The organism is Gilvibacter sp. (assembly GCF_013214815.1).
In the GTDB taxonomy this organism is placed as follows: domain Bacteria; phylum Bacteroidota; class Bacteroidia; order Flavobacteriales; family Flavobacteriaceae; genus Gilvibacter.
Map to the genome: position 1 here is coordinate 1 of NZ_JABSPU010000056.1, position 18,121 is coordinate 18,121.

Annotated in this window: 18 protein-coding genes and 1 pseudogene; 11 read left to right on the top strand and 8 right to left on the bottom strand. The window is 42.4% G+C overall.

What is annotated here, in order from left to right; translation table 11 throughout:
• The coding region (serC, locus tag HRT75_RS11005; RefSeq protein ID WP_291186509.1) for a 3-phosphoserine/phosphohydroxythreonine transaminase at window positions 1–614 on the bottom strand (614 nt) is incomplete at its 3' end.
• Window positions 615–686: 72 nt separating this feature from the next.
• Window positions 687–1,718, bottom strand: coding sequence for an acyl-CoA reductase (locus HRT75_RS11010; RefSeq protein WP_366665058.1), 1,032 nt, complete (start codon window positions 1,716–1,718; stop codon window positions 687–689).
• A 59-nt stretch (window positions 1,719–1,777) separates the two neighbouring features.
• Between HRT75_RS11010 and HRT75_RS11015 the strand changes: the two genes are divergently transcribed.
• The 4 genes from HRT75_RS11015 (at window position 1,778) to ychF (ending at window position 5,015) form a co-directional block, all read left to right on the top strand.
• Window positions 1,778–2,125: a 4Fe-4S dicluster domain-containing protein gene (locus HRT75_RS11015; protein ID WP_272832417.1), complete on the top strand. Its 348-nt coding sequence runs from the start codon at window positions 1,778–1,780 to the stop codon at window positions 2,123–2,125.
• A 102-nt stretch (window positions 2,126–2,227) separates the two neighbouring features.
• Window positions 2,228–3,061: an alpha/beta fold hydrolase gene (locus HRT75_RS11020; protein WP_291186514.1), complete on the top strand. Its 834-nt coding sequence runs from the start codon at window positions 2,228–2,230 to the stop codon at window positions 3,059–3,061.
• A complete protein-coding gene (locus HRT75_RS11025; protein ID WP_291186517.1) occupies window positions 3,054–3,851 on the top strand; it encodes an alpha/beta fold hydrolase in 798 nt (265 codons plus the stop codon). Before HRT75_RS11020 ends, HRT75_RS11025 begins: the two co-directional genes overlap by 8 nt.
• A gap of 69 nt (window positions 3,852–3,920) precedes the next feature.
• Window positions 3,921–5,015, top strand: coding sequence for a redox-regulated ATPase YchF (gene ychF, locus HRT75_RS11030; RefSeq protein WP_291186520.1), 1,095 nt, complete (start codon window positions 3,921–3,923; stop codon window positions 5,013–5,015).
• Window positions 5,016–5,186: 171 nt separating this feature from the next.
• Here the strand turns inward: ychF and HRT75_RS11035 are convergent, their stop codons facing one another.
• The gene (locus tag HRT75_RS11035; RefSeq protein WP_291186523.1) at window positions 5,187–5,465 is read right to left on the bottom strand and encodes a hypothetical protein; all 279 of its coding nucleotides are present in this window, start codon (window positions 5,463–5,465) and stop codon (window positions 5,187–5,189) included.
• A 284-nt stretch (window positions 5,466–5,749) separates the two neighbouring features.
• On the opposite strand from HRT75_RS11035, the gene HRT75_RS11040 reads away from it, so the two are divergent.
• The 4 genes and pseudogenes from HRT75_RS11040 (at window position 5,750) to HRT75_RS11055 (ending at window position 12,229) form a co-directional block, all read left to right on the top strand.
• A complete protein-coding gene (locus HRT75_RS11040; RefSeq protein ID WP_291186527.1) occupies window positions 5,750–6,580 on the top strand; it encodes a hypothetical protein in 831 nt (276 codons plus the stop codon).
• A 13-nt stretch (window positions 6,581–6,593) separates the two neighbouring features.
• Window positions 6,594–7,241 carry an OmpA family protein gene (locus tag HRT75_RS11045; RefSeq protein ID WP_291186530.1) on the top strand — a complete coding sequence of 216 codons (648 nt, stop codon included), beginning with the start codon at window positions 6,594–6,596 and terminating at the stop codon, window positions 7,239–7,241.
• Between the two features lie 431 nt (window positions 7,242–7,672).
• Window positions 7,673–9,526, top strand: a pseudogene (locus HRT75_RS11050) (DNA topoisomerase IV subunit B).
• Window positions 9,527–9,553: 27 nt separating this feature from the next.
• Window positions 9,554–12,229, top strand: a complete 2,676-nt coding sequence (locus HRT75_RS11055) for a DNA gyrase/topoisomerase IV subunit A (protein ID WP_291186533.1) — start codon at window positions 9,554–9,556, stop codon at window positions 12,227–12,229.
• Here the strand turns inward: HRT75_RS11055 and HRT75_RS11060 are convergent.
• Together HRT75_RS11060 and HRT75_RS11065 are read right to left on the bottom strand one after the other, a co-directional pair.
• The gene (locus HRT75_RS11060) at window positions 12,226–12,636 is read right to left on the bottom strand and encodes a DNA topoisomerase IV (protein WP_291186535.1); all 411 of its coding nucleotides are present in this window, start codon (window positions 12,634–12,636) and stop codon (window positions 12,226–12,228) included. The two genes, HRT75_RS11055 and HRT75_RS11060, sit on opposite strands and share 4 nt — an antisense overlap.
• Window positions 12,637–12,661: 25 nt before the next feature.
• Window positions 12,662–13,045 (bottom strand): helix-turn-helix transcriptional regulator, encoded by a 384-nt coding sequence (locus HRT75_RS11065; protein WP_291186538.1) that lies wholly within the window; start codon window positions 13,043–13,045, stop codon window positions 12,662–12,664.
• Window positions 13,046–13,326: 281 nt separating this feature from the next.
• On the opposite strand from HRT75_RS11065, the gene HRT75_RS11070 reads away from it, so the two are divergent.
• Together HRT75_RS11070 and HRT75_RS11075 are read left to right on the top strand one after the other, a co-directional pair.
• The gene (locus tag HRT75_RS11070; RefSeq protein ID WP_291186541.1) at window positions 13,327–14,430 is read left to right on the top strand and encodes a M14 family zinc carboxypeptidase; all 1,104 of its coding nucleotides are present in this window, start codon (window positions 13,327–13,329) and stop codon (window positions 14,428–14,430) included.
• Between the two features lie 83 nt (window positions 14,431–14,513).
• Complete coding sequence (locus tag HRT75_RS11075; protein WP_272832430.1) at window positions 14,514–14,993, top strand: winged helix-turn-helix transcriptional regulator; 480 nt, start codon at window positions 14,514–14,516, stop codon at window positions 14,991–14,993.
• On the opposite strand, the gene HRT75_RS11080 is transcribed toward HRT75_RS11075, so the two are convergent.
• Both HRT75_RS11080 and aroB read right to left on the bottom strand, forming a co-directional pair.
• Window positions 14,990–15,268, bottom strand: coding sequence for a hypothetical protein (locus HRT75_RS11080; RefSeq protein WP_291186545.1), 279 nt, complete (start codon window positions 15,266–15,268; stop codon window positions 14,990–14,992). The two genes, HRT75_RS11075 and HRT75_RS11080, sit on opposite strands and share 4 nt — an antisense overlap.
• 70 nt (window positions 15,269–15,338) lie before the next feature.
• A complete protein-coding gene (aroB, locus tag HRT75_RS11085) occupies window positions 15,339–16,412 on the bottom strand; it encodes a 3-dehydroquinate synthase (protein WP_291186548.1) in 1,074 nt (357 codons plus the stop codon).
• Window positions 16,413–16,498: 86 nt separating this feature from the next.
• Here aroB and HRT75_RS11090 point away from each other — a divergent pair, with 86 nt between their 5' ends.
• The gene (locus HRT75_RS11090) at window positions 16,499–17,671 is read left to right on the top strand and encodes a proline dehydrogenase family protein (RefSeq protein WP_291186551.1); all 1,173 of its coding nucleotides are present in this window, start codon (window positions 16,499–16,501) and stop codon (window positions 17,669–17,671) included.
• Here the strand turns inward: HRT75_RS11090 and HRT75_RS11095 are convergent.
• On the bottom strand, window positions 17,668–18,054 hold the full coding sequence (locus HRT75_RS11095) for a hypothetical protein (protein ID WP_291186554.1): 387 nt from the start codon (window positions 18,052–18,054) through the stop codon (window positions 17,668–17,670). The genes HRT75_RS11090 and HRT75_RS11095 overlap by 4 nt on opposite strands.
• Window positions 18,055–18,121 lie beyond the last annotated feature (67 nt).

Below are 18,121 nucleotides of genomic sequence, written 5' to 3' on the forward strand. Positions count from 1 at the left end.
TCTTTAACCACAACCAAAGTGGTTCCGGCAGGACCCATATTCTTTTGCGCTCCTGCGTAGATTAGATCAAATTGGCTGAAGTCCATCTGACGGGAAAAGATATCACTACTCATATCGCAGATCAAAGCAGCATCCGTCTGTGGAATATCTTTGATTTGCGTTCCAAAAATGGTGTTGTTTGACGTGAGATGTAAGTAGTCTAAGCCAGAAGGGATTTCATAACCCTTAGGGATATAGTTGAAATTCTGATCCTTGGAAGAGGCAACTTCAACCAAATCGCCAAAAAGCTTAGCTTCTTTAATGGCTTTAGTAGACCAGGTTCCTGTATTGAGGTATCCTGCTTTCCCTTGCAATAGATTATAAGCGACCATCAAGAACTGCATGCTGGCTCCACCTTGTAAGAACAAGGCTTGATATCCTTTTCCTTCTAATCCGAGGTGGGAGATGGCCAAGCTTCTCGCACGTTCCATAACCGCTACAAACTCCTTGCTTCTGTGTGAGATCTCTATAATGGATAGGCCAATTCCGTTGTAATCAATAATTGCATCCGCAGCTTTGCGAAATACAGATTGGGGTAGAATACAAGGACCGGCGCTAAAATTGTGTTTCTGCATGCTTATTTTATTAAGAGTACAAAGATGTTAATTAAGTCAACGTGCTGTGTTAATTAACCAATAAATTATCAACTAAAGTTTTAACAAGAAGTCTAAGGTATCCACACCATCGGCGTAGTCTGATAATCCAGGCTGCTGGGATTGTCCAAATGCAATGGCATCTGGCAGATTAGTATTGCCTACAACACACTGAATCTGCTCTTTTTGCGTGCTTAATTTTTCGTCTAATTCAGCTGCGTTTGAATAGGTTTCATAGAAAACACTGGCTATAGGAGAGGCCATGCTGGAATCCTCTTTAACCATAAAGAATCCGTTCTCTAAAAAATCGAACTGGCTCATTAAAAATACCGCCTTGTTGTAATCGTAGTTGTTTTCGTATTTTTTGTGTACTAAGAGGTGTTTCCAATCGTACACCGCCTTGAAGATCTTATCAAAATCATAACCCTCAGGGACAAATATCTTGGAGACGGATCGGCATCCTAAACCGTAATATCTAAAAATATCATTGGCCAAACCGGAAAGCTCTGCTTCAGACTCTTCACCACTCAATACGGCAACAGAGTTTCTATTCTTTCTGATGATATGCGGTTTGTCCTTAAAGTAATGACTAAAGTAACGCGCAGTATTGTCGCTTCCCGTTGCAATTACGGCATCGTAATCACTTACAGCATCTTTACGCACCTCAATGAAATCTGCCCAAGCAGGCTCAATTGCGATCAAACGATCAAAAAGATAAGGCAGCAGCAGCGGGTCACTCGAAGATAATTTGATCTGCAGCTTATGTCCGCTCATCAAAACGCTTAAGGTGTCGTGTAATCCAACTAAGGGAATATTGCCCGCAGCAATAACCGCTATTGTTTTAGGAGTCACCTTATTTATGGTATACGGAGCGAGCCACGCTTTAAGAGAATCGGCTTGAAGTTCTTCGGCCCAAGCTTTTAGCGCATGAAGCACTTGCTCACGAGTAAACCAACCATTTTTGGACTCAACAGCTGATAAAAAGGCCTCGAATTCAGCGGGCAAAGGATCTTGATGAACGATTTGGTTTAATTCTGCCCCTAATTGTCCCCAACTTGCAATGCGCTTGTGTAGTTCCAGTTCCATTTGTGATTACCGCTTTTAGGCGTTATTTTTGTAGCGCAAAGTTAGAAAAAGAAAATGCTATGGCGATCATAATTACCGATGAATGTATCAATTGCGGGGCCTGCGAACCAGAATGCCCAAACACCGCAATTTATGAAGGTGCCGACGATTGGCGTTATGCCGACGGAACGGACCTAAGTGGAGATCTAGTATTGCCAAATGGAGCTGCGGTTAATGCCGACGAAACTCAAGAACCCATTAGCGATGAGATCTACTATATCGTACCTGAAAAATGTACGGAATGCATGGGATTCCATGAAGAGCCTCAATGTGCCGCAGTTTGTCCGGTAGATTGTTGTGTTCCTGATGAGAACAACGTAGAGGATGAAGCTACACTTCTAGGAAAGCAAGCCTTCATGCACCACTAATAAAAGACAGAAACAAATCTAAAACGCCGCATTGACGGCGTTTTTTTATGTCCAAAACTACGGCTAGTAGGCATATTTTATTAATTTAGAGCAAATCGCTTTATGCCTGTCTGGTTAAATATCACCCTCACTGTTTTGGCTATTTATATGGCCATCAGCCTGATTCTATACTACCTTCAGGACTATTTCCTTTTTAAACCGGAGAAGCTTCCCAAGGATTTTCAGTTTTATTATAAAAATCAAATTGTAGAAGAATACAACCTAGAAACCCGTGATGGCGGGATCATTAATGGTTTGCATTTTAAAGTGAAAGACCCGATTGGCGTGGTTTTATACCTGAAAGGCAATTCCAAGAGTATAAAAGGTTGGGGGAAGTTCGCTGTAGATTTTACCCGACACAATTACGATGTGATCATGTTGGACTACCGCGGATTTGGTAAAAGCACAGGAAAACGCAGTCACAATAAAATAAGAGAGCGAGTCAGCGAGGAGTATATCATAATCTATGGGCGTTCCTTAGGTTCTGGCTTCGCTACCAAGATCGCCTCAGAAAATCATCCGCGAATGCTCATCTTGGATGCTCCGTATTACAGCCTGACCAAAACCACCTCAAGGTATATGCCTTTCATGCCTTTGTCAGTGATTTTAAAATACCCGATGCCCACCTATAAATGGCTGAAGTATGTGCGTTGTCCAATTCATATTATCCACGGGACTCAGGACCAACTCATACCTTTTAAGTCAAGCATTAAATTGTCAAAGATAAATCCAAGCAGAACAAGACTTTATGCTGTGATTGGTGGAGGGCATAAGAATCTAAATAATTTTGAATCCTACCACCGTATGCTCAGCGAGATCTTGATGTCCAAACCCACGGATATTGATCTCGAGACCACCAGTATGAAAGTAAAACACAGCTCCAAAGCCAATGCGTAAACTGTTCTTTGGGATTGCGATCATTACCATTCCCTACACTGTTTTTTCACTATTTATGTATTTCATTCAAGACAATATCATGTTTCAGCCACAACCTTTGGCTGCAGATTACAAATATGCTTTCAATACAGAGTTTGAGGAATTCAACCTTTGGACTCCTGATAGCATTGCCTTGAACGCCTTGCATTTTAAGGTTGCTGATCCAAAAGGTCTTATTCTGTATTATCACGGAAATGCAGGAAACTTAGCGCGTTGGGGCGGTATTGCGGAGCAGTATACCAAATACGGTTATGATGTGATGGTGATGGATTATCGCGGCTATGGTAAAAGTGGTGGAAGCCCCGCAGAAGCTACCATGTACAGTGATGCTCAACTGTTTTATGAACACGCTAAAAAGCAATACAGAGAACAAGATATATTGGTGTTTGGAAGATCTTTGGGAACCAGCGTGTCTACCTTTTTAGCTGCGGAAAATACTCCGGGACAGCTCATTTTAGAAACGCCCTTTCACAGTATAGAGGACGTGGCCAACACCCGCTTCAGGTATTTACCCGTTCAATGGCTGATCAAATACGATTTCCCCAGTTTTAAATACGCGCCAGAGGTCAATTGTGCAACCCTCATTTTACACGGAACTCGAGATGGAGTAGTGCCGTTCAGTTCAGGACAGCGCTTGTTCTTAGAATTCAACCCTGCCACTGTGCAGTTCATCACGATTCCAGAGGGCAGGCATAACAATCTGGGAGAATTTGAACTCTATCATGAATCCTTGGATTTGTTTATCCGATGAATTAAAGCCGTATAATTGGCGCGGTATACAGGGCAATTCTTATCTTTGCCGCCAAATTAGTTACAGCCCATGAAAGCCGGAATTGTAGGATTACCAAACGTAGGAAAATCAACTCTTTTCAATTGTTTATCCAATGCCAAAGCGCAAAGTGCAAACTTTCCGTTTTGTACCATTGAACCGAATTTAGGTGTGGTGAACGTACCCGATACCCGCTTGGAGGTATTGGAGAAATTGGTGAATCCGGAACGCGTAGTGCCCGCTACCGTTGAAATCGTTGACATTGCTGGTTTGGTAAAAGGCGCAAGTAAGGGTGAAGGTCTTGGTAACCAATTCTTAGGGAACATCAGAGAAACAGACGCTATTCTTCACGTATTGCGTTGTTTTGACAACGACAATATTGTACACGTTGACGGTTCTGTTGATCCGGTTCGCGATAAGGAGACCATTGATATTGAGCTTCAACTTAAAGATCTTGAAACTGTAGAGAAGCGCTTGGATAAAGTGAAGCGTGCAGCAAAGACTGGGAACAAAGAGGCTCAGAAAGAAGAAGCTGCACTAAACCTGATCAAAGAAGGTTTAGAGGCTGGAAACTCCGTTCGTGCCATAGAGGTGCCTGCGGATGCTCGCGAGGCATATATTGATCAAATACAACTCATCACAGACAAGCCCGTAATGTATGTTTGCAATGTTGATGAATCAAGCGCAGTAAGCGGAAACGCTTATGTGGATCAAGTAAAGGCAGCAGTTGCTTCAGAGAATGCTGAAGTGCTTGTTTTAGCTGTAGGAACCGAAGCGGACATCAACGAACTGGACGATTATGAAGAGCGCCAAATGTTCTTGGATGATATTGGTTTGGAAGAACCAGGAGCTTCTAAACTGATCCGCGGAGCTTATAAGCTACTCAACCTGCAAACGTACTTCACAGCAGGAGAGAAGGAAGTTCGCGCTTGGACGGTTGCTGTTGGAGCCACTGCTCCAGAGGCTGCAGGAGTGATTCATACAGACTTTGAGAAAGGTTTTATCCGTGCAGAAGTCATTGCCTATGAAGATTATGAGGCCATGGGTTCTCGTGAAAAGGTCAAAGAAGCGGGTAAACTTGGTATTGAAGGAAAAGATTATGTAGTGAAAGACGGAGACGTGATGCTGTTCCGTTTCAATGTCTGATCTTTTAAACCTTTTTCATCCTAGCATCTGCAAAGAACAAGACGGTGTGAGCTTTTGCTTTCAAAACGGCGCAGTATAATCTTTTTAGATTTTTTGAGGCCTATTTCATATTGGACTGTGAAAGACAAACAGCACAACCCATATGCTTTGTAAATCTCACCACAGATTCATCTATACAATACCCAAACCACGGAACACAAACAGCAAGGCAGACAGGATTAAAAGCAGCACGACAATCCGCTCTGCTCTATTTCTTCGACGCAGGCGCCTACCCATGCGCTTAAGCTCTGAAGCACTCAGTGTGGTCAGTTTTTTATCGCCATAAAAACTACCAAGACCACCTTTCCCGCTTGCAGCGATATGGCTGCGCTTATATTTAAATCGACTAGGACGTTTTTTTAGCAGGTTGCGATTGTTTTTTAGGGTGGTATTTGCGCCTCCGGAATGCATAGTTGACTAAGGGTTTTAAAGTATTAGTCGTTAAATGGGCAGAAATGTTAATTAGATCGTTATACACTCGACATTAATCGTTTTCAAACATGGATTTTACCGATAATTACAAGGAACTTATCCTGTAAATTTCTGACCGTAATCCCTGCTGCTAGCGCAGCTCATACAGCGGTCTAATTAGTCCGACAAAATCTGTCAGAATCCATCCCAATTAATTGGCAAATCGCCTGTAGTTTTATAATTTAGAGGAAACGTTGTTATTAACAACGACTACACTAACCTAAATGAAAAATTCAATTCGAGCCTTACTCGTCGCCACAATAATTGGCGGGATCAATTGTACTCAGGCGCAAACCTTTACCATGGGTAAAAAATGTCGGGCTGCCTTAGAAGAAGCAGAAGCGACCTTAGCAAAAGACATGCCTCAAGAGGCGCTGACGCTCTATGATCAATTCTCAAATAAATGCAAAACTAAAGATGCCAAAGAACGTGCTGCAATTGGCAAGGCTAAAGCCTACAATGCTTTAGAGATGTATTCATCGGCTTTAGAAGAGGCTGATAAAGCCCTAGATGTTACTAAAGGACGGAGCCTTGAAGGTCATTTTCAGAAAGCGGTAGCGTATAACAAAACTGGCGCATTGGAAGCTTCTCAACAGGAACTTCAAACCGTAATTAGCCTTACCGAAAACAACCAGAATACTGCCCAAAGAGCTCAAAATTATGCGCTCATGGCAGCCATGTATGAAAGACAATTCAAGCAAGCGGACTCTGCCGCATTTTATTTGGATAAAGCAAAACAGCTTGACCCATCAAATGCTAACTTTTTAATACAAGAAGGGGACATGTACACAACTGGTGGGGAATACGCTAAAGCTTACAACGCCTACGACCAAGCGGCTCAGATAGCCCCGAACTCAAAGGATGTTTACATTGCCAAGAGCGAAGCTCGCTTAACCGAAATGTCAAAGAAATACAACACCGACCAAGCACAAGGACTCAGAAATAGTATGTCCACAACAGAACAAGGGGCCCTGTGCGCCGATCTTAAAAAGGCCGTTTCCTTGGGTTGGAATGACATGAACAAAGAATTATTCATCGCCCTAGTGTGCGACTAACTAAAGTTAAATTATGAAAAGAGTTATTACGTTATCGTTGGCAGCCCTATTAATGATAGGATGCGGAACATTAAACAAGCAACAAAAAGGAACCATCGCAGGTACTGCAGGTGGGGCTCTATTGGGAGCTGCTGTTTCTAAAGGAAGCGTGTGGGGGATCCTCGCCGGTGCTGCAGTTGGAGGAGTTGCTGGAAATCTGATCGGTAAAAAAATGGATCAACAGGCACGAGAACTAACCCAAGCTGTACCCAGCGCAGAAGTAAACCGGGTTAGCGAAGGCATTAACATGACTTTCGACTCCAGTGTAGCCTTTGAATTGAATTCTTCAAAACTCAGTGAAGCCTACAAAAACGATCTTTCACGGGTGGCCAATGTTTTTCAAAGATACCCAGACACTGATATTCTCATTGAAGGACATACAGACGATTCTGGAGCAGCAGATTACAATATGAGATTGTCTAAAGAACGAGCAGAAGCTGTATCTGCCTATTTAGTGGCTAATGGAGTTGCCGCCTCTAGGCTAACGGAAAAGTGGTATGGAGAAGAGCAACCAAAGTACCCAAATGACGACGCAAACAGAGCTAAAAATAGACGGGTTGAATTGGCTATTTATGCCAATGACGATATGAAAGCCGCAGCAAATTCAGGGAATTTGGATTAACCCACGCGACAACGCTTTTAGAACCGTAAAAAGCTTGCGTTAGAGATAAATCGGTATTGAACCTTGTCCGCTCAACGAAAGCTCTACGAATACACTCTTAATAAACCCCGGCTTATTAAGAGTGTTTTTTTTCCATAGCATCAAAAACCCATCATTGCACGTGTTGCAAAAACAACCCCATTGTTTTTCAACATGTTCCCCTCCATTTCCTGTCGTTTTCTGGTTGGATTTTCATTTAGTAAAGAACGATTGTAATCAACTTTAAAAAATAGTAGTCCAGGTATAACGATTTGAGCAGCGTACCAGAAAAGGGATTAACAGCCTATTTTCTCAACAATTTGAACGTTTTATTGTTAATTACTTTGAGGCCTCCTTTTTTTAAAAACGTCACTGAAATCCTATCTTAGCAGGGTTACTCCCACATCAGATTAATGGCAAAAGAGACACAATATACCGAGGATAATATACGCTCGCTGGATTGGAAAGAGCACATCCGTATGCGTCCCGGAATGTATATCGGGAAGCTGGGAGATGGTTCTTCACCAGATGATGGAATTTATATCCTGCTCAAGGAGGTTATCGACAACTGTATCGATGAATTTGTAATGGGTGCAGGGAAGACCATTGAAATCCGCATCAAAGACAAAGAAGTACACGTGCGTGATTACGGGCGTGGAATTCCTTTGGGAAAAGTGATCGATGTGGTCTCTAAAATGAACACCGGAGGTAAATACGACTCCCGTGCTTTTAAAAAGTCCGTAGGTCTAAATGGAGTGGGTACCAAGGCGGTAAATGCCCTTTCAACCAGTTTCCGTGTTGAATCCGTTCGTGATCAGCAGATTAAAGCTGCCGCCTTTGCCTATGGCGAGTTGGTAGAAGATCTACCTGTAGAAGATACTTCCCGTAGAAAGGGAACCAAGGTGAGTTTTGTTCCAGATCCGGAGATCTTTAAGAATTACAAATACCGTCCGGAATATGTGGCCAAGATGCTCAAGAACTATGTGTATCTAAACCCAGGTCTTACCATTGATTTCAACGGAGAAAAATATCATTCCGCCAACGGTCTTAAGGATCTGTTGGAAGACAATATGAACAATGAGGATATGTTGTATCCGATCATTCATTTGCGCGGAGATGATATAGAAATAGCCATTACACACTCCAAAACCCAATATAGTGAAGAGTACCATTCGTTTGTTAATGGTCAGAACACTACCCAGGGAGGAACGCATCAAGCGGCCTTTAGAGAGGCTGTCGTAAAAACGGTGAGAGAGTTTTACGGGAAGAACTATGACGCCAGTGACATTCGCAAAAGTATCGTTGCGGCGATCAGCGTTAAAGTAATGGAGCCTGTATTTGAGTCGCAAACCAAGACGAAGCTCGGTTCCACAGAGATGGGAGAGGGGTTGCCAACGGTTAGAACTTATATCAACGACTTTGTCAAGACACAGGTAGACAACTTCTTGCACAAGAACGCCGACACTGCTGAGAAAATTCAGCGTAAGATCATGCAGGCGGAACGCGAACGCAAAGAACTATCTGGTATTCGAAAACTCGCTAAGGAGCGCGCCAAAAAGGCCAGTCTGCACAACAAAAAGCTCAGAGATTGCCGTGTGCACTGAGGAGACCTCAAAAAAGACCGTCGTTTGGAGTCAACCCTTTTTATTACTGAGGGAGATTCGGCAAGTGGAAGCATTACCAAAAGTCGAGATGTTAATACGCAAGCGGTATTTTCACTGCGTGGAAAGCCCTTGAATTCCTACGGCATGAGTAAGAAGATCGTTTATGAGAACGAAGAATTCAACCTCTTGCAAGCGGCCTTGAACATAGAAGAGTCCTTAGAGGATTTGAGATACAACAATATTGTGATCGCTACGGATGCCGATGTGGACGGAATGCACATTCGTTTGCTACTGATCACCTTCTTTTTGCAGTTCTTCCCAGAGCTGATCAAAGAAGGCCATTTGTACATCCTTCAAACACCGCTATTCCGTGTCCGAAATAAAAAGGAGACCATTTATTGCTATTCGGAGCAAGAACGTATAGACGCCATTGAAAAGCTCAAACCGAAACCCGAGATCACGCGATTTAAAGGATTAGGGGAGATCTCTCCGGATGAATTTCAGCATTTTATAGGCAACGATATTCGATTGGATCCTGTAATGCTGGATAAAGCCATGTCCATTGAAAACTTGCTCCGCTTCTATATGGGCAAGAACACTCCGGACCGTCAAGAATTTATTATCAATAACCTAAAGGTTGAATTGGATCGTGTAGAGGATTAATCCAAAAGCACTAGCCCGCAAGACTATATGAGTGACCAAAGCCCTTTAAACGGAGAAGAATTAAGCCCTGAAGACCCACAGGATACCATTACCAAGGTAACCGGGATGTATCAAGATTGGTTCCTGGATTACGCTTCTTATGTAATCTTGGAGCGTGCTGTACCTGCGATTGAAGACGGATTCAAACCGGTACAACGTCGTATTATGCATTCTCTAAAGGATTTAGATGATGGACGCTACAACAAGGTGGCTAATATTGTGGGGCATACCATGCAGTATCACCCACACGGAGATGCTTCCATTGCTGATGCCATGGTACAGATCGGTCAAAAGGATCTGCTTATAGACACTCAAGGAAACTGGGGGAATATACTCACTGGGGACCGTGCCGCGGCATCTCGTTATATAGAAGCGCGATTATCCAAATTTGCTTTGGATGTAGTTTACAATCCAAAGACCACGGATTGGCAATCCTCTTACGATGGACGTAAAAAGGAGCCCATTCATTTACCGGTAAAGTTTCCGTTGCTGCTAGCTCAAGGCGCGGAAGGAATTGCCGTGGGGCTTTCTACCAAGATCATGCCGCACAACTTCATAGAGCTCATTGACGCTTCTATTAAACACCTGCAAGGCAAACGATTTACCATATTGCCTGATTTCCCAACGGGTGGTATTGCAGATTTTACCAATTACAATGACGGTTTACGTGGCGGAAAGATCCGCAGTAGAGCGCGTATCAGCCATTACGAAAAAAACACCTTGGTCATTACGGAGATTCCTTTTGGAACCACGACCTCTTCCTTGATCGATTCGATCTTAAAGGCGAATGATAAAGGCAAGATCAAGATTAAAAAGATCGAAGACAATACGGCTGCAGATGTAGAGATCTTGGTGCATTTGCCAAACGGCATATCTCCTGACAAGACTATTGACGCCTTATACGCCTTTACCAATTGTGAAACTTCCATTTCACCGCTGGGCTGTGTTATTGAGGATAATCGACCGCTGTTTGTCGGAGTCTCGGAGATGCTCAGAAGTTCTACGGACCGCACCGTGGAACTACTTAAAAGCGAATTGGAGATTCAATTGGGTGAGCTGGAGGAGCAGTGGCACTTTGCTTCCTTAGAGCGCATCTTTATTGAGAATCGTATCTATCGCGATATTGAAGAGGAGGAGACTTGGGATGGCGTTATCTCGGCCATTGATAAAGGGCTAAAGCCACACATCAAGCATTTAAAGCGTGCAGTGACCACAGAAGACATTACACGTCTTACGGAAATCCGCATCAAGCGCATCTCCAAATTTGATATTGACAAGGCGCAGCAAAAGATTGAAGCCCTTGAAGAGCAGATTGCTCAAGTAAAGCATCATTTGGAGCATCTTATTGAGTATGCCATAGATTACTTTAAACGCTTGAAGAAAACCTATGCGAACGGCAAGGAGCGCAAAACGGAGATCCGCGTATTTGAAGATATTGAAGCCACTAAGGTGGTTATCAGGAATACCAAACTCTACGTGAATCGGGAAGAAGGATTTATTGGGACTTCTTTGCGTCGTGATGAATACGTCACCGATTGCGCGGATATTGACGACATCATTGTGTTTACTCAGGATGGCCAAATGATGGTCACCAAAGTAGATAACAAGACGTTTATTGGTAAAGGCATTATTCACGTGGCGGTCTTTAAGAAAAAAGACAAGCGGACCATTTACAATATGATCTATAAAGACGGTACACGTGGATCCACCTATGTGAAACGTTTCGCTGTTACTGCTATAACTCGTGATAAGCATTATGATCTTACGGCAGGTAACAAAGGCAGTAAAGTGCTTTATTTTACTGCAAACCCGAATGGTGAGGCAGAATTGGTCACCGTGCTACTGCGTCAATCGGGTAGTATTAAAAAGCTCAAGTTCGATTTAGATTTTGCCGATCAACTGGTCAAGGGTAGAAACTCAAAAGGAAATATTGTAAGCAAGTATCCTGTAAAGCGTATAGAGCTTAAAGAAAAAGGTTTATCCACCTTAAAGCCTCGTAAGATCTGGTTTGACGATACCGTACAACGTCTCAATGTAGATGGCCGTGGTGAGTTCTTAGGCGATTTTAGAAGTGAAGATCGATTGCTTATAGTGAATCAAAAGGGAATGGTAAAGACCGTTATTCCAGAAATGACACTGCATTTTGATTCTGATATGATCGTCTTGGAGAAATGGGATCCAAAAAAACCACTTACCGCCATTTATTGGGAAGGCAGCAAAGAGCTGTTTTACGTAAAACGCTTCTTGATTGAAAACCCGGAACGGGAAGAGAGCATTATTGGAGATCATTCAGATTCGCAATTGGAATGCATCTTTACCGATTACCGTCCGCGAGCTGAAGTCGTATTTGCCAAGAAGCGTGGAAAGGATCGCAAGGAGAATTTGGAGATCAATTTAGAGGAGTTCATTGCAATCAAAGGTATTGGAGCCATGGGCAATCAGTTGACCAAAGACAAGGTGCTGGAAATAAACCCTTTGGAGTCCTTACCGTATGAGCAACCAGAAGAAGTTCCTGCAGAAGAGATAGAAGTAGTGGATCAAGAAGATGTCTCGGAAGAAGCACCTCAGGCTGATACAAAGCCTAAGGCCGAGGATTCGTCAACTCCTCCAGCGTCTGACACTCCTGAAGACCCAGACGGAGAAGGGCAAACTTCGCTGTTTTAATTTCGACTGGTTTCTTCGCTAACCTTTTTAGCCGTGCCTTGGCGGACATATCGCTTATTGGCTTTGTTCTTTTTGATCACCATGGCGTATTCAAAGGTGTAGGTGTCTCCCTCTGTTTTTAGGATCTTAAAATGTACAGGGCGCTCTTCAGACTGATTCTTCGGGCGTAGATTCTTCATGACGTATTCACAGTCATTGATCCAACGAATGCTGAAGGTGTCTATCTTTTCATCGTAATAATCAATCTCTATGCTGTCGTTACGTACAAAGGTGGTCTGCTTGAGTTCTCCACCGACAAACTCTTCAAAGGTGAAGGTGCCGGTCTTAAAATTAGGGCAATCTCGTTCTGGCTCTTGACAAGCAAATAATAAAATGAAACAGCAAGAGAGGAGCAATATCTTTTTCACTTTGCAAATTTCGTGAAAAAGCGGCTTAGTTCGGTCGGTATTTTTTAAAACTTCCGTCTTTATAAAAGATGATGATGTGTTCAATATCATCCTCTTTATTCTTAGGATTAATTGGAGCTACTTCTGATTTAATTTCCTCTGCAGGTGATGGAGCAGTTGCAGTAGGTTTTAAAATCGAAGCTGAATTTGGGAAACTACCCTTTCCGTTGAGCAGCCAATACAATTCAACTTCCTCTAAAGATTCCACCACCTTAATGACAAAATCTAGACTTGGTTTGTTTCGACCTGAAAGTAGGTGAGAGATGCTTGAACGATTCACACCAATAGCCTCGGCAAATCCAGCAGAACTCAGACTGTAATAGTCCATGATCTGCTTTAAACGTTTCGAAAATGCCTCTGTGTTAACCATGTTTATTAAATGTGTTACAAATGTAACGCTTTATCCGATAATATGTTTCAACTTTAACACAGCGCTCTAGTTTTTATATGAAATAAACATTTAAATAAAAGCTATTAACACGCTTATATACAGTATTATAAATGTCATTTTTGTTAATCCTATTGGTTTTATCTATTTAGGAGTAATGCCTGACGCGATTGCGTTTAACATTGTAACCAATCACTTCATTTTATATGTTTACAATTGTAAATAATTGATTGTTTACATTTGTAACTCAATTCTATATTGCTTTGAAATTCAACACACGTTACTTAGCTCCAGATCACATTTTAACTGCGCTCAAAAGCCTAACAATAGACCCTAATTTTTCTTTGGATGTTTTAGGTAAATCAGTTGAAGGACGACCCATTTATGGATTGAAATTTGGGAGCGGTTCAAAAAGAATTTTATTGTGGTCACAGATGCACGGCAACGAAACTACCACCACAAAAGCACTCTTGCATTACCTGCGGCGTTTAGTGAATAGCGATAAGGGAACTCAGCTTGCGAAGCACCTTCAGTTGTTTATCATCCCGATGTTGAACCCCGATGGCGCTTCGGCTTATACACGACTCAATGCAAATGAAGTAGATCTCAATAGAGACGCTCAAGATCTATCTCAACCTGAAAGCCTCATATTTAGAGAAGTGTTTAACACTTTTAAACCCGGGCTTTGCTTGAATCTTCATGGCCAGCGCAGTATATACGGACTCACGGGTAGCGAAAACCCAGCAGTACTCTCTTTCTTAGCTCCGGCGGCAAACGCTGAGCGCAGCATTACACCGGCCCGCTTAGAAGCCATGCGTCTAATCAATTGCATAACGAAAGCCCTTCAAGAGGACATAGGCCAGCAAATTGGCAGGTATGACGATACATTTAATGGTAATTGTTTAGGAGATTATTGCACGCAGCAGGGAATACCTACGATTCTCTTTGAAGCTGGACAGTTTGGCCAAGACTATAGCCGAAACAATACAGCAGCCTTAATTGAGAAGGCATACGCGGTACTTTTTGATCAATTATGTCAACATGAGATGGCAGTGGAGAAGGATACAATAGTGGCGTCTTATTTGGATCTTCCTGAAAACCAAGTAAACTACTGTGATCTGATCCTAAAGAATGTACTGCCGAGGGCGATAAATGACACCAAAGATCTTTTCATTCAATATCGTGAGCTGCTTGTAGAAGGCAGAATTTACTTTGAAGCTGAGGTCCTCGATGAAGATTCTCTCGAACCAGAATTTGCGCATCGCTATGAAAATGATACTGAGCTAAATAGCGAACTCAAACGTTTGAACCAAGAAGATTGGCCTCCATTTATTGCTGATTATGTACTAAAAAAGTACAGTCATTAGAAAATCTGCAACAAAATCTGTGATTTTGCCGTTTTTTCTCATAATTTTGCAATAACAAAAATGTACGAATAGAAGCAATTTTTATGGCCAAGTTCAAATTAGACGACGTAGATCACCAAATTCTAGATATTCTCATTCAGAATACCAGAGTACCCTTTACAGATATTGCCAAAAAACTATTGATCTCAGCAGGTACAGTACATGTCCGTGTTAAAAAAATGGAAGAGGCGGGAATTATAACCGGATCTTCTTTGACATTAGATTATACCAAACTCGGTTATTCCTTTATTGCCTATGTGGGTGTGTTTCTCCACAATACTTCACAGACTCAATTCGTATTGGAGCGTATTCAAGAGATTCCTTACGTAACGGTAGCTCACATTACTACTGGGAAATTCAATATTTTCTGTAAAATTCGTGCGCGTGATACCTTACACGCCAAAGAGGTGATCTTCCAATTGGATGATATTGACGGCGTGATGCGCACAGAGACTATGATTTCCTTGGAAGAGAGCATCAACGACAAAAAGCGTTTGATGCACACAATTTTTAACGAGCTTTAAGAGGGCTCTGTTCCAGAAGACGGCAGAGCAACATCACTGTCGTAGTTATCTTCAGCATTATCTTCAAACTCAGCCATGGCACTAGCTAGGCGGGAACTGACCTTGACCAAATAAATGGTGTCTTCGGTTTTTACCTCCACAGCTTCTATAGTGTCGTTATGTTGATTTTTAAAGCTGATGATGTGATCATCATCATAGCCATCTGGATAGCGTGCAACAAGCAAAGAAAGGATCTCTGGCGTGAGTTTTTTGATATCGACTATAGCGCGTCTCATGATGTTTTAGCTAGTAATGCACTATTAAAATTAGCAAAAAAATCAATTGAAATGACCTAGAACGGAAACTTTACAGTTCGTTTACGTAAAATTCAAAAGCCTCTTTAATGAGTTTAGGATCAATAGTTTGGTCTAATTTGTGAACCCCAATATCTTCCAATAAGACGAAATTAACGCGTCCGCCTACATTCTTCTTGTCGTGAAGCATATAGGTGTTGATTTCTTCCAAGGCATTTTCAGGGAAACTCACTTTGCGATAATAGGAACGCACTAAATTCATCAAATCGTAGAGGCTGCTTTCTGGAAAACCAAAACGTTTAACAGACAGATAAGTCTCCATAACCATTCCTACTGCAATGGCTTCGCCGTGAAGCAGATCGTCCATGACATCAGACTCTAAAGAATAAGTTTCTATAGCATGTCCGAGTGTGTGTCCAAAATTGAGAACCTTGCGCAATCCCTTTTCTGTTGGGTCTTCCAAGACCACATCGCTTTTAATCACTACAGAATCTCTGATCAAAACATCCAATCCTTCCATACTACCAGGATCAAAATTCATCACTGCAGCCCAATAGTCTTGATTAGCGATCAAACCGTGTTTTATGATCTCGGCAAAACCGGATCGCATTTGATTTTCAGGTAAGGTCGCCAAATAATCAATGTCTACCCCAACCATAGCTCCATTGTTGATCACGCCGATCTGATTTTTAAGCATGCCGTGATCGACCCCTGTTTTGCCTCCAACAGAAGCGTCTACCATAGCCAAAAGGGAAGTAGGTAGGTTTATATAGGTGATACCACGTTTGTAAATGGAAGCGACAAAACCGCCCAAATCAGTAACCACACCTCCGCCTAAATTGATCATCAAGGCTTTTCTATCGGTTAGTAAATTAGAAAGCTCATCGATGATGGAGACAGTGACCTCCATGGTCTTAAAGGCTTCACCAGCAGGCATCACCAGAATATTGGGCTCCGTTGGAAAATCGATCTGCTCCAAGAAAAGCGGCAGACAATCCGCATAGGTGTTATCGTCTGTAAGGATGACCACAGAGCTCGGTGAATTCTGTTCGACATAGGTAGCTATTTCGCTGTAAATCTGCTCGTTAAAATATACGGGTGCTGCTCCTGAGGTAATGGCTTGCATCTTCAATTTTCTTTAGGACCAAATTAGCGGTTTTCGCGCAAATAGCTGCGAATTCTAGTTATATTTGTATGTCAAAATTTTTGCTCATGTCGTCCGAAAAACTCTTCGAAAACACAGAAGTGGCCTTTGCACTCAAAACTGATTCTGAACTAGAAAGAGCTCATTTCCTCTTTAAGATGATTGCCAGTGAACCCCTTGTTAAAATTGGGACGGCTGCCACCAAGCTCGCTTTAAACATGAATCTGCCTGTAGAAGGTTTGATTCGATCTACGGTTTTTGATCATTTCTGCGGAGGTGTTAATGAGGAAGATTGCTTACCTGTAGTAGACAAACTCTATGAAAAAGGAGTTCACGCTGTTTTGGACTATTCCGTAGAAGGAAAAGAAACCCAAGAGCAATTCAACAGCACCTTGGCCAAGGTAAACGAACTTACGGCCTTTGCCGATGAGAAAGATGCCATGCCTTTTTCTGTGTTCAAGCCAACTGGTCTAGGGCGATTCAAGATCTGGGAAAAACAATCCGCTGGCGAAGCTTTAACCGAATCCGAACAAGCAGAATGGAATGCTATTGTTGCGCGCTACGAGTCTGCTTGTGAAAAGGCCGTTGCTCACGATGTAGCTTTGTTGATAGACGGGGAGGAGTCCTGGATGCAAGATGCTGCAGATGAGCTGGTGACCGACATGATGCGTAAATACAACAAAGACAAGGCTTTAATTTTCAATACTTTGCAGTGTTACCGTTGGGATCGTTTGGATTATCTTAAAGAACAACATTTAGAAGCCCGAGCTAAAGGGTTTAAGTTGGGTTATAAGATAGTTCGTGGAGCTTATATGGAGAAGGAGAACGAGCGCGCGGAAGAACAAGGCTATCCAACGCCTATTTGCAAGGACAAAGCGCATACTGATGAGACCTTTAATGCCACCCTGCGTTATATCTTAGAAAACCTTGAGGATATCTCTGTTTTTATCGGATCCCACAATGAAGAGAGTTGTTATCTAGCCATGGAGCTCATGGCAGAGCTTGGAATTGCTAAAAATGATCCACGGGTTTGGTTTGGTCAACTTTTTGGCATGAGTGATCATATTTCTTACAATTTGGCCGAGGCTGGCTACAATGTGGCCAAATACATACCTTTTGGCCCTGTTAAGGATGTGATGCCTTATTTGATCCGTAGAGCAGAGGAGAACACCTCCGTTGCCGGACAAACATCTAGGGAATTGTCTTTGCTTAAAAATGAAAAGAAGCGCAGAAAGCTTTAATCTTCTACATATTTGCTAAAGTCTGTGATAAAGGCCGTTGAATCACAGTTTTTGACCTGCATGAGGTAACGTTCGTCATCCTTAGCCTTTCCGCGAATCACGTATTTTTTACAGGTATCATTAATTTTGATGTTACTGTCTCTGAAAAGTACCTTTCCAATCTGTAAAAAACGTCTTACCTCTGAAGTATCCAATCCATTAGCGGTCATACCAGCTAAGGCTTTTTCACTAACCTCAGGGCTTTTAATGCGTATATTCTTGAGCACGCGTGCATTGGGTCCATAAGCACACGACGCGTTCTTACCACCAAGGAAAAACATCAGAATTACTACACCAACGCTGAATCCGCCAAAGAAAAAGGCAAAGCGTTTAATTCGGGTCATATTTAGAAGATCAAAAGGTTGATATTGCTATATTTCATGTCGAACCAATCAGCCACTGACTTATTGG

Excerpts from the sequence above, each read along its gene's own strand:
- HRT75_RS11090 (WP_291186551.1), top strand. The coding sequence starts at position 16,499 with ATGTCGTCCGAAAAACTCTTCGAAAACACAGAAGTGGCCTTTGCACTC.
- HRT75_RS11010 (WP_366665058.1), bottom strand. The coding sequence starts at position 1,718 with ATGGAACTGGAACTACACAAGCGCATTGCAAGTTGGGGACAATTAGGG.
- HRT75_RS11045 (WP_291186530.1), top strand. The coding sequence starts at position 6,594 with ATGAAAAGAGTTATTACGTTATCGTTGGCAGCCCTATTAATGATAGGA.
- HRT75_RS11020 (WP_291186514.1), top strand. The coding sequence starts at position 2,228 with ATGCCTGTCTGGTTAAATATCACCCTCACTGTTTTGGCTATTTATATG.
- HRT75_RS11095 (WP_291186554.1), bottom strand. The coding sequence starts at position 18,054 with ATGACCCGAATTAAACGCTTTGCCTTTTTCTTTGGCGGATTCAGCGTT.
- HRT75_RS11015 (WP_272832417.1), top strand. The coding sequence starts at position 1,778 with ATGGCGATCATAATTACCGATGAATGTATCAATTGCGGGGCCTGCGAA.
- HRT75_RS11075 (WP_272832430.1), top strand. The coding sequence starts at position 14,514 with ATGGCCAAGTTCAAATTAGACGACGTAGATCACCAAATTCTAGATATT.
- ychF (WP_291186520.1), top strand. The coding sequence starts at position 3,921 with ATGAAAGCCGGAATTGTAGGATTACCAAACGTAGGAAAATCAACTCTT.
- HRT75_RS11065 (WP_291186538.1), bottom strand. The coding sequence starts at position 13,045 with ATGGTTAACACAGAGGCATTTTCGAAACGTTTAAAGCAGATCATGGAC.
- HRT75_RS11040 (WP_291186527.1), top strand. The coding sequence starts at position 5,750 with ATGAAAAATTCAATTCGAGCCTTACTCGTCGCCACAATAATTGGCGGG.
- HRT75_RS11055 (WP_291186533.1), top strand. The coding sequence starts at position 9,554 with ATGAGTGACCAAAGCCCTTTAAACGGAGAAGAATTAAGCCCTGAAGAC.
- HRT75_RS11080 (WP_291186545.1), bottom strand. The coding sequence starts at position 15,268 with ATGAGACGCGCTATAGTCGATATCAAAAAACTCACGCCAGAGATCCTT.
- HRT75_RS11035 (WP_291186523.1), bottom strand. The coding sequence starts at position 5,465 with ATGCATTCCGGAGGCGCAAATACCACCCTAAAAAACAATCGCAACCTG.
- HRT75_RS11025 (WP_291186517.1), top strand. The coding sequence starts at position 3,054 with ATGCGTAAACTGTTCTTTGGGATTGCGATCATTACCATTCCCTACACT.
- aroB (WP_291186548.1), bottom strand. The coding sequence starts at position 16,412 with ATGCAAGCCATTACCTCAGGAGCAGCACCCGTATATTTTAACGAGCAG.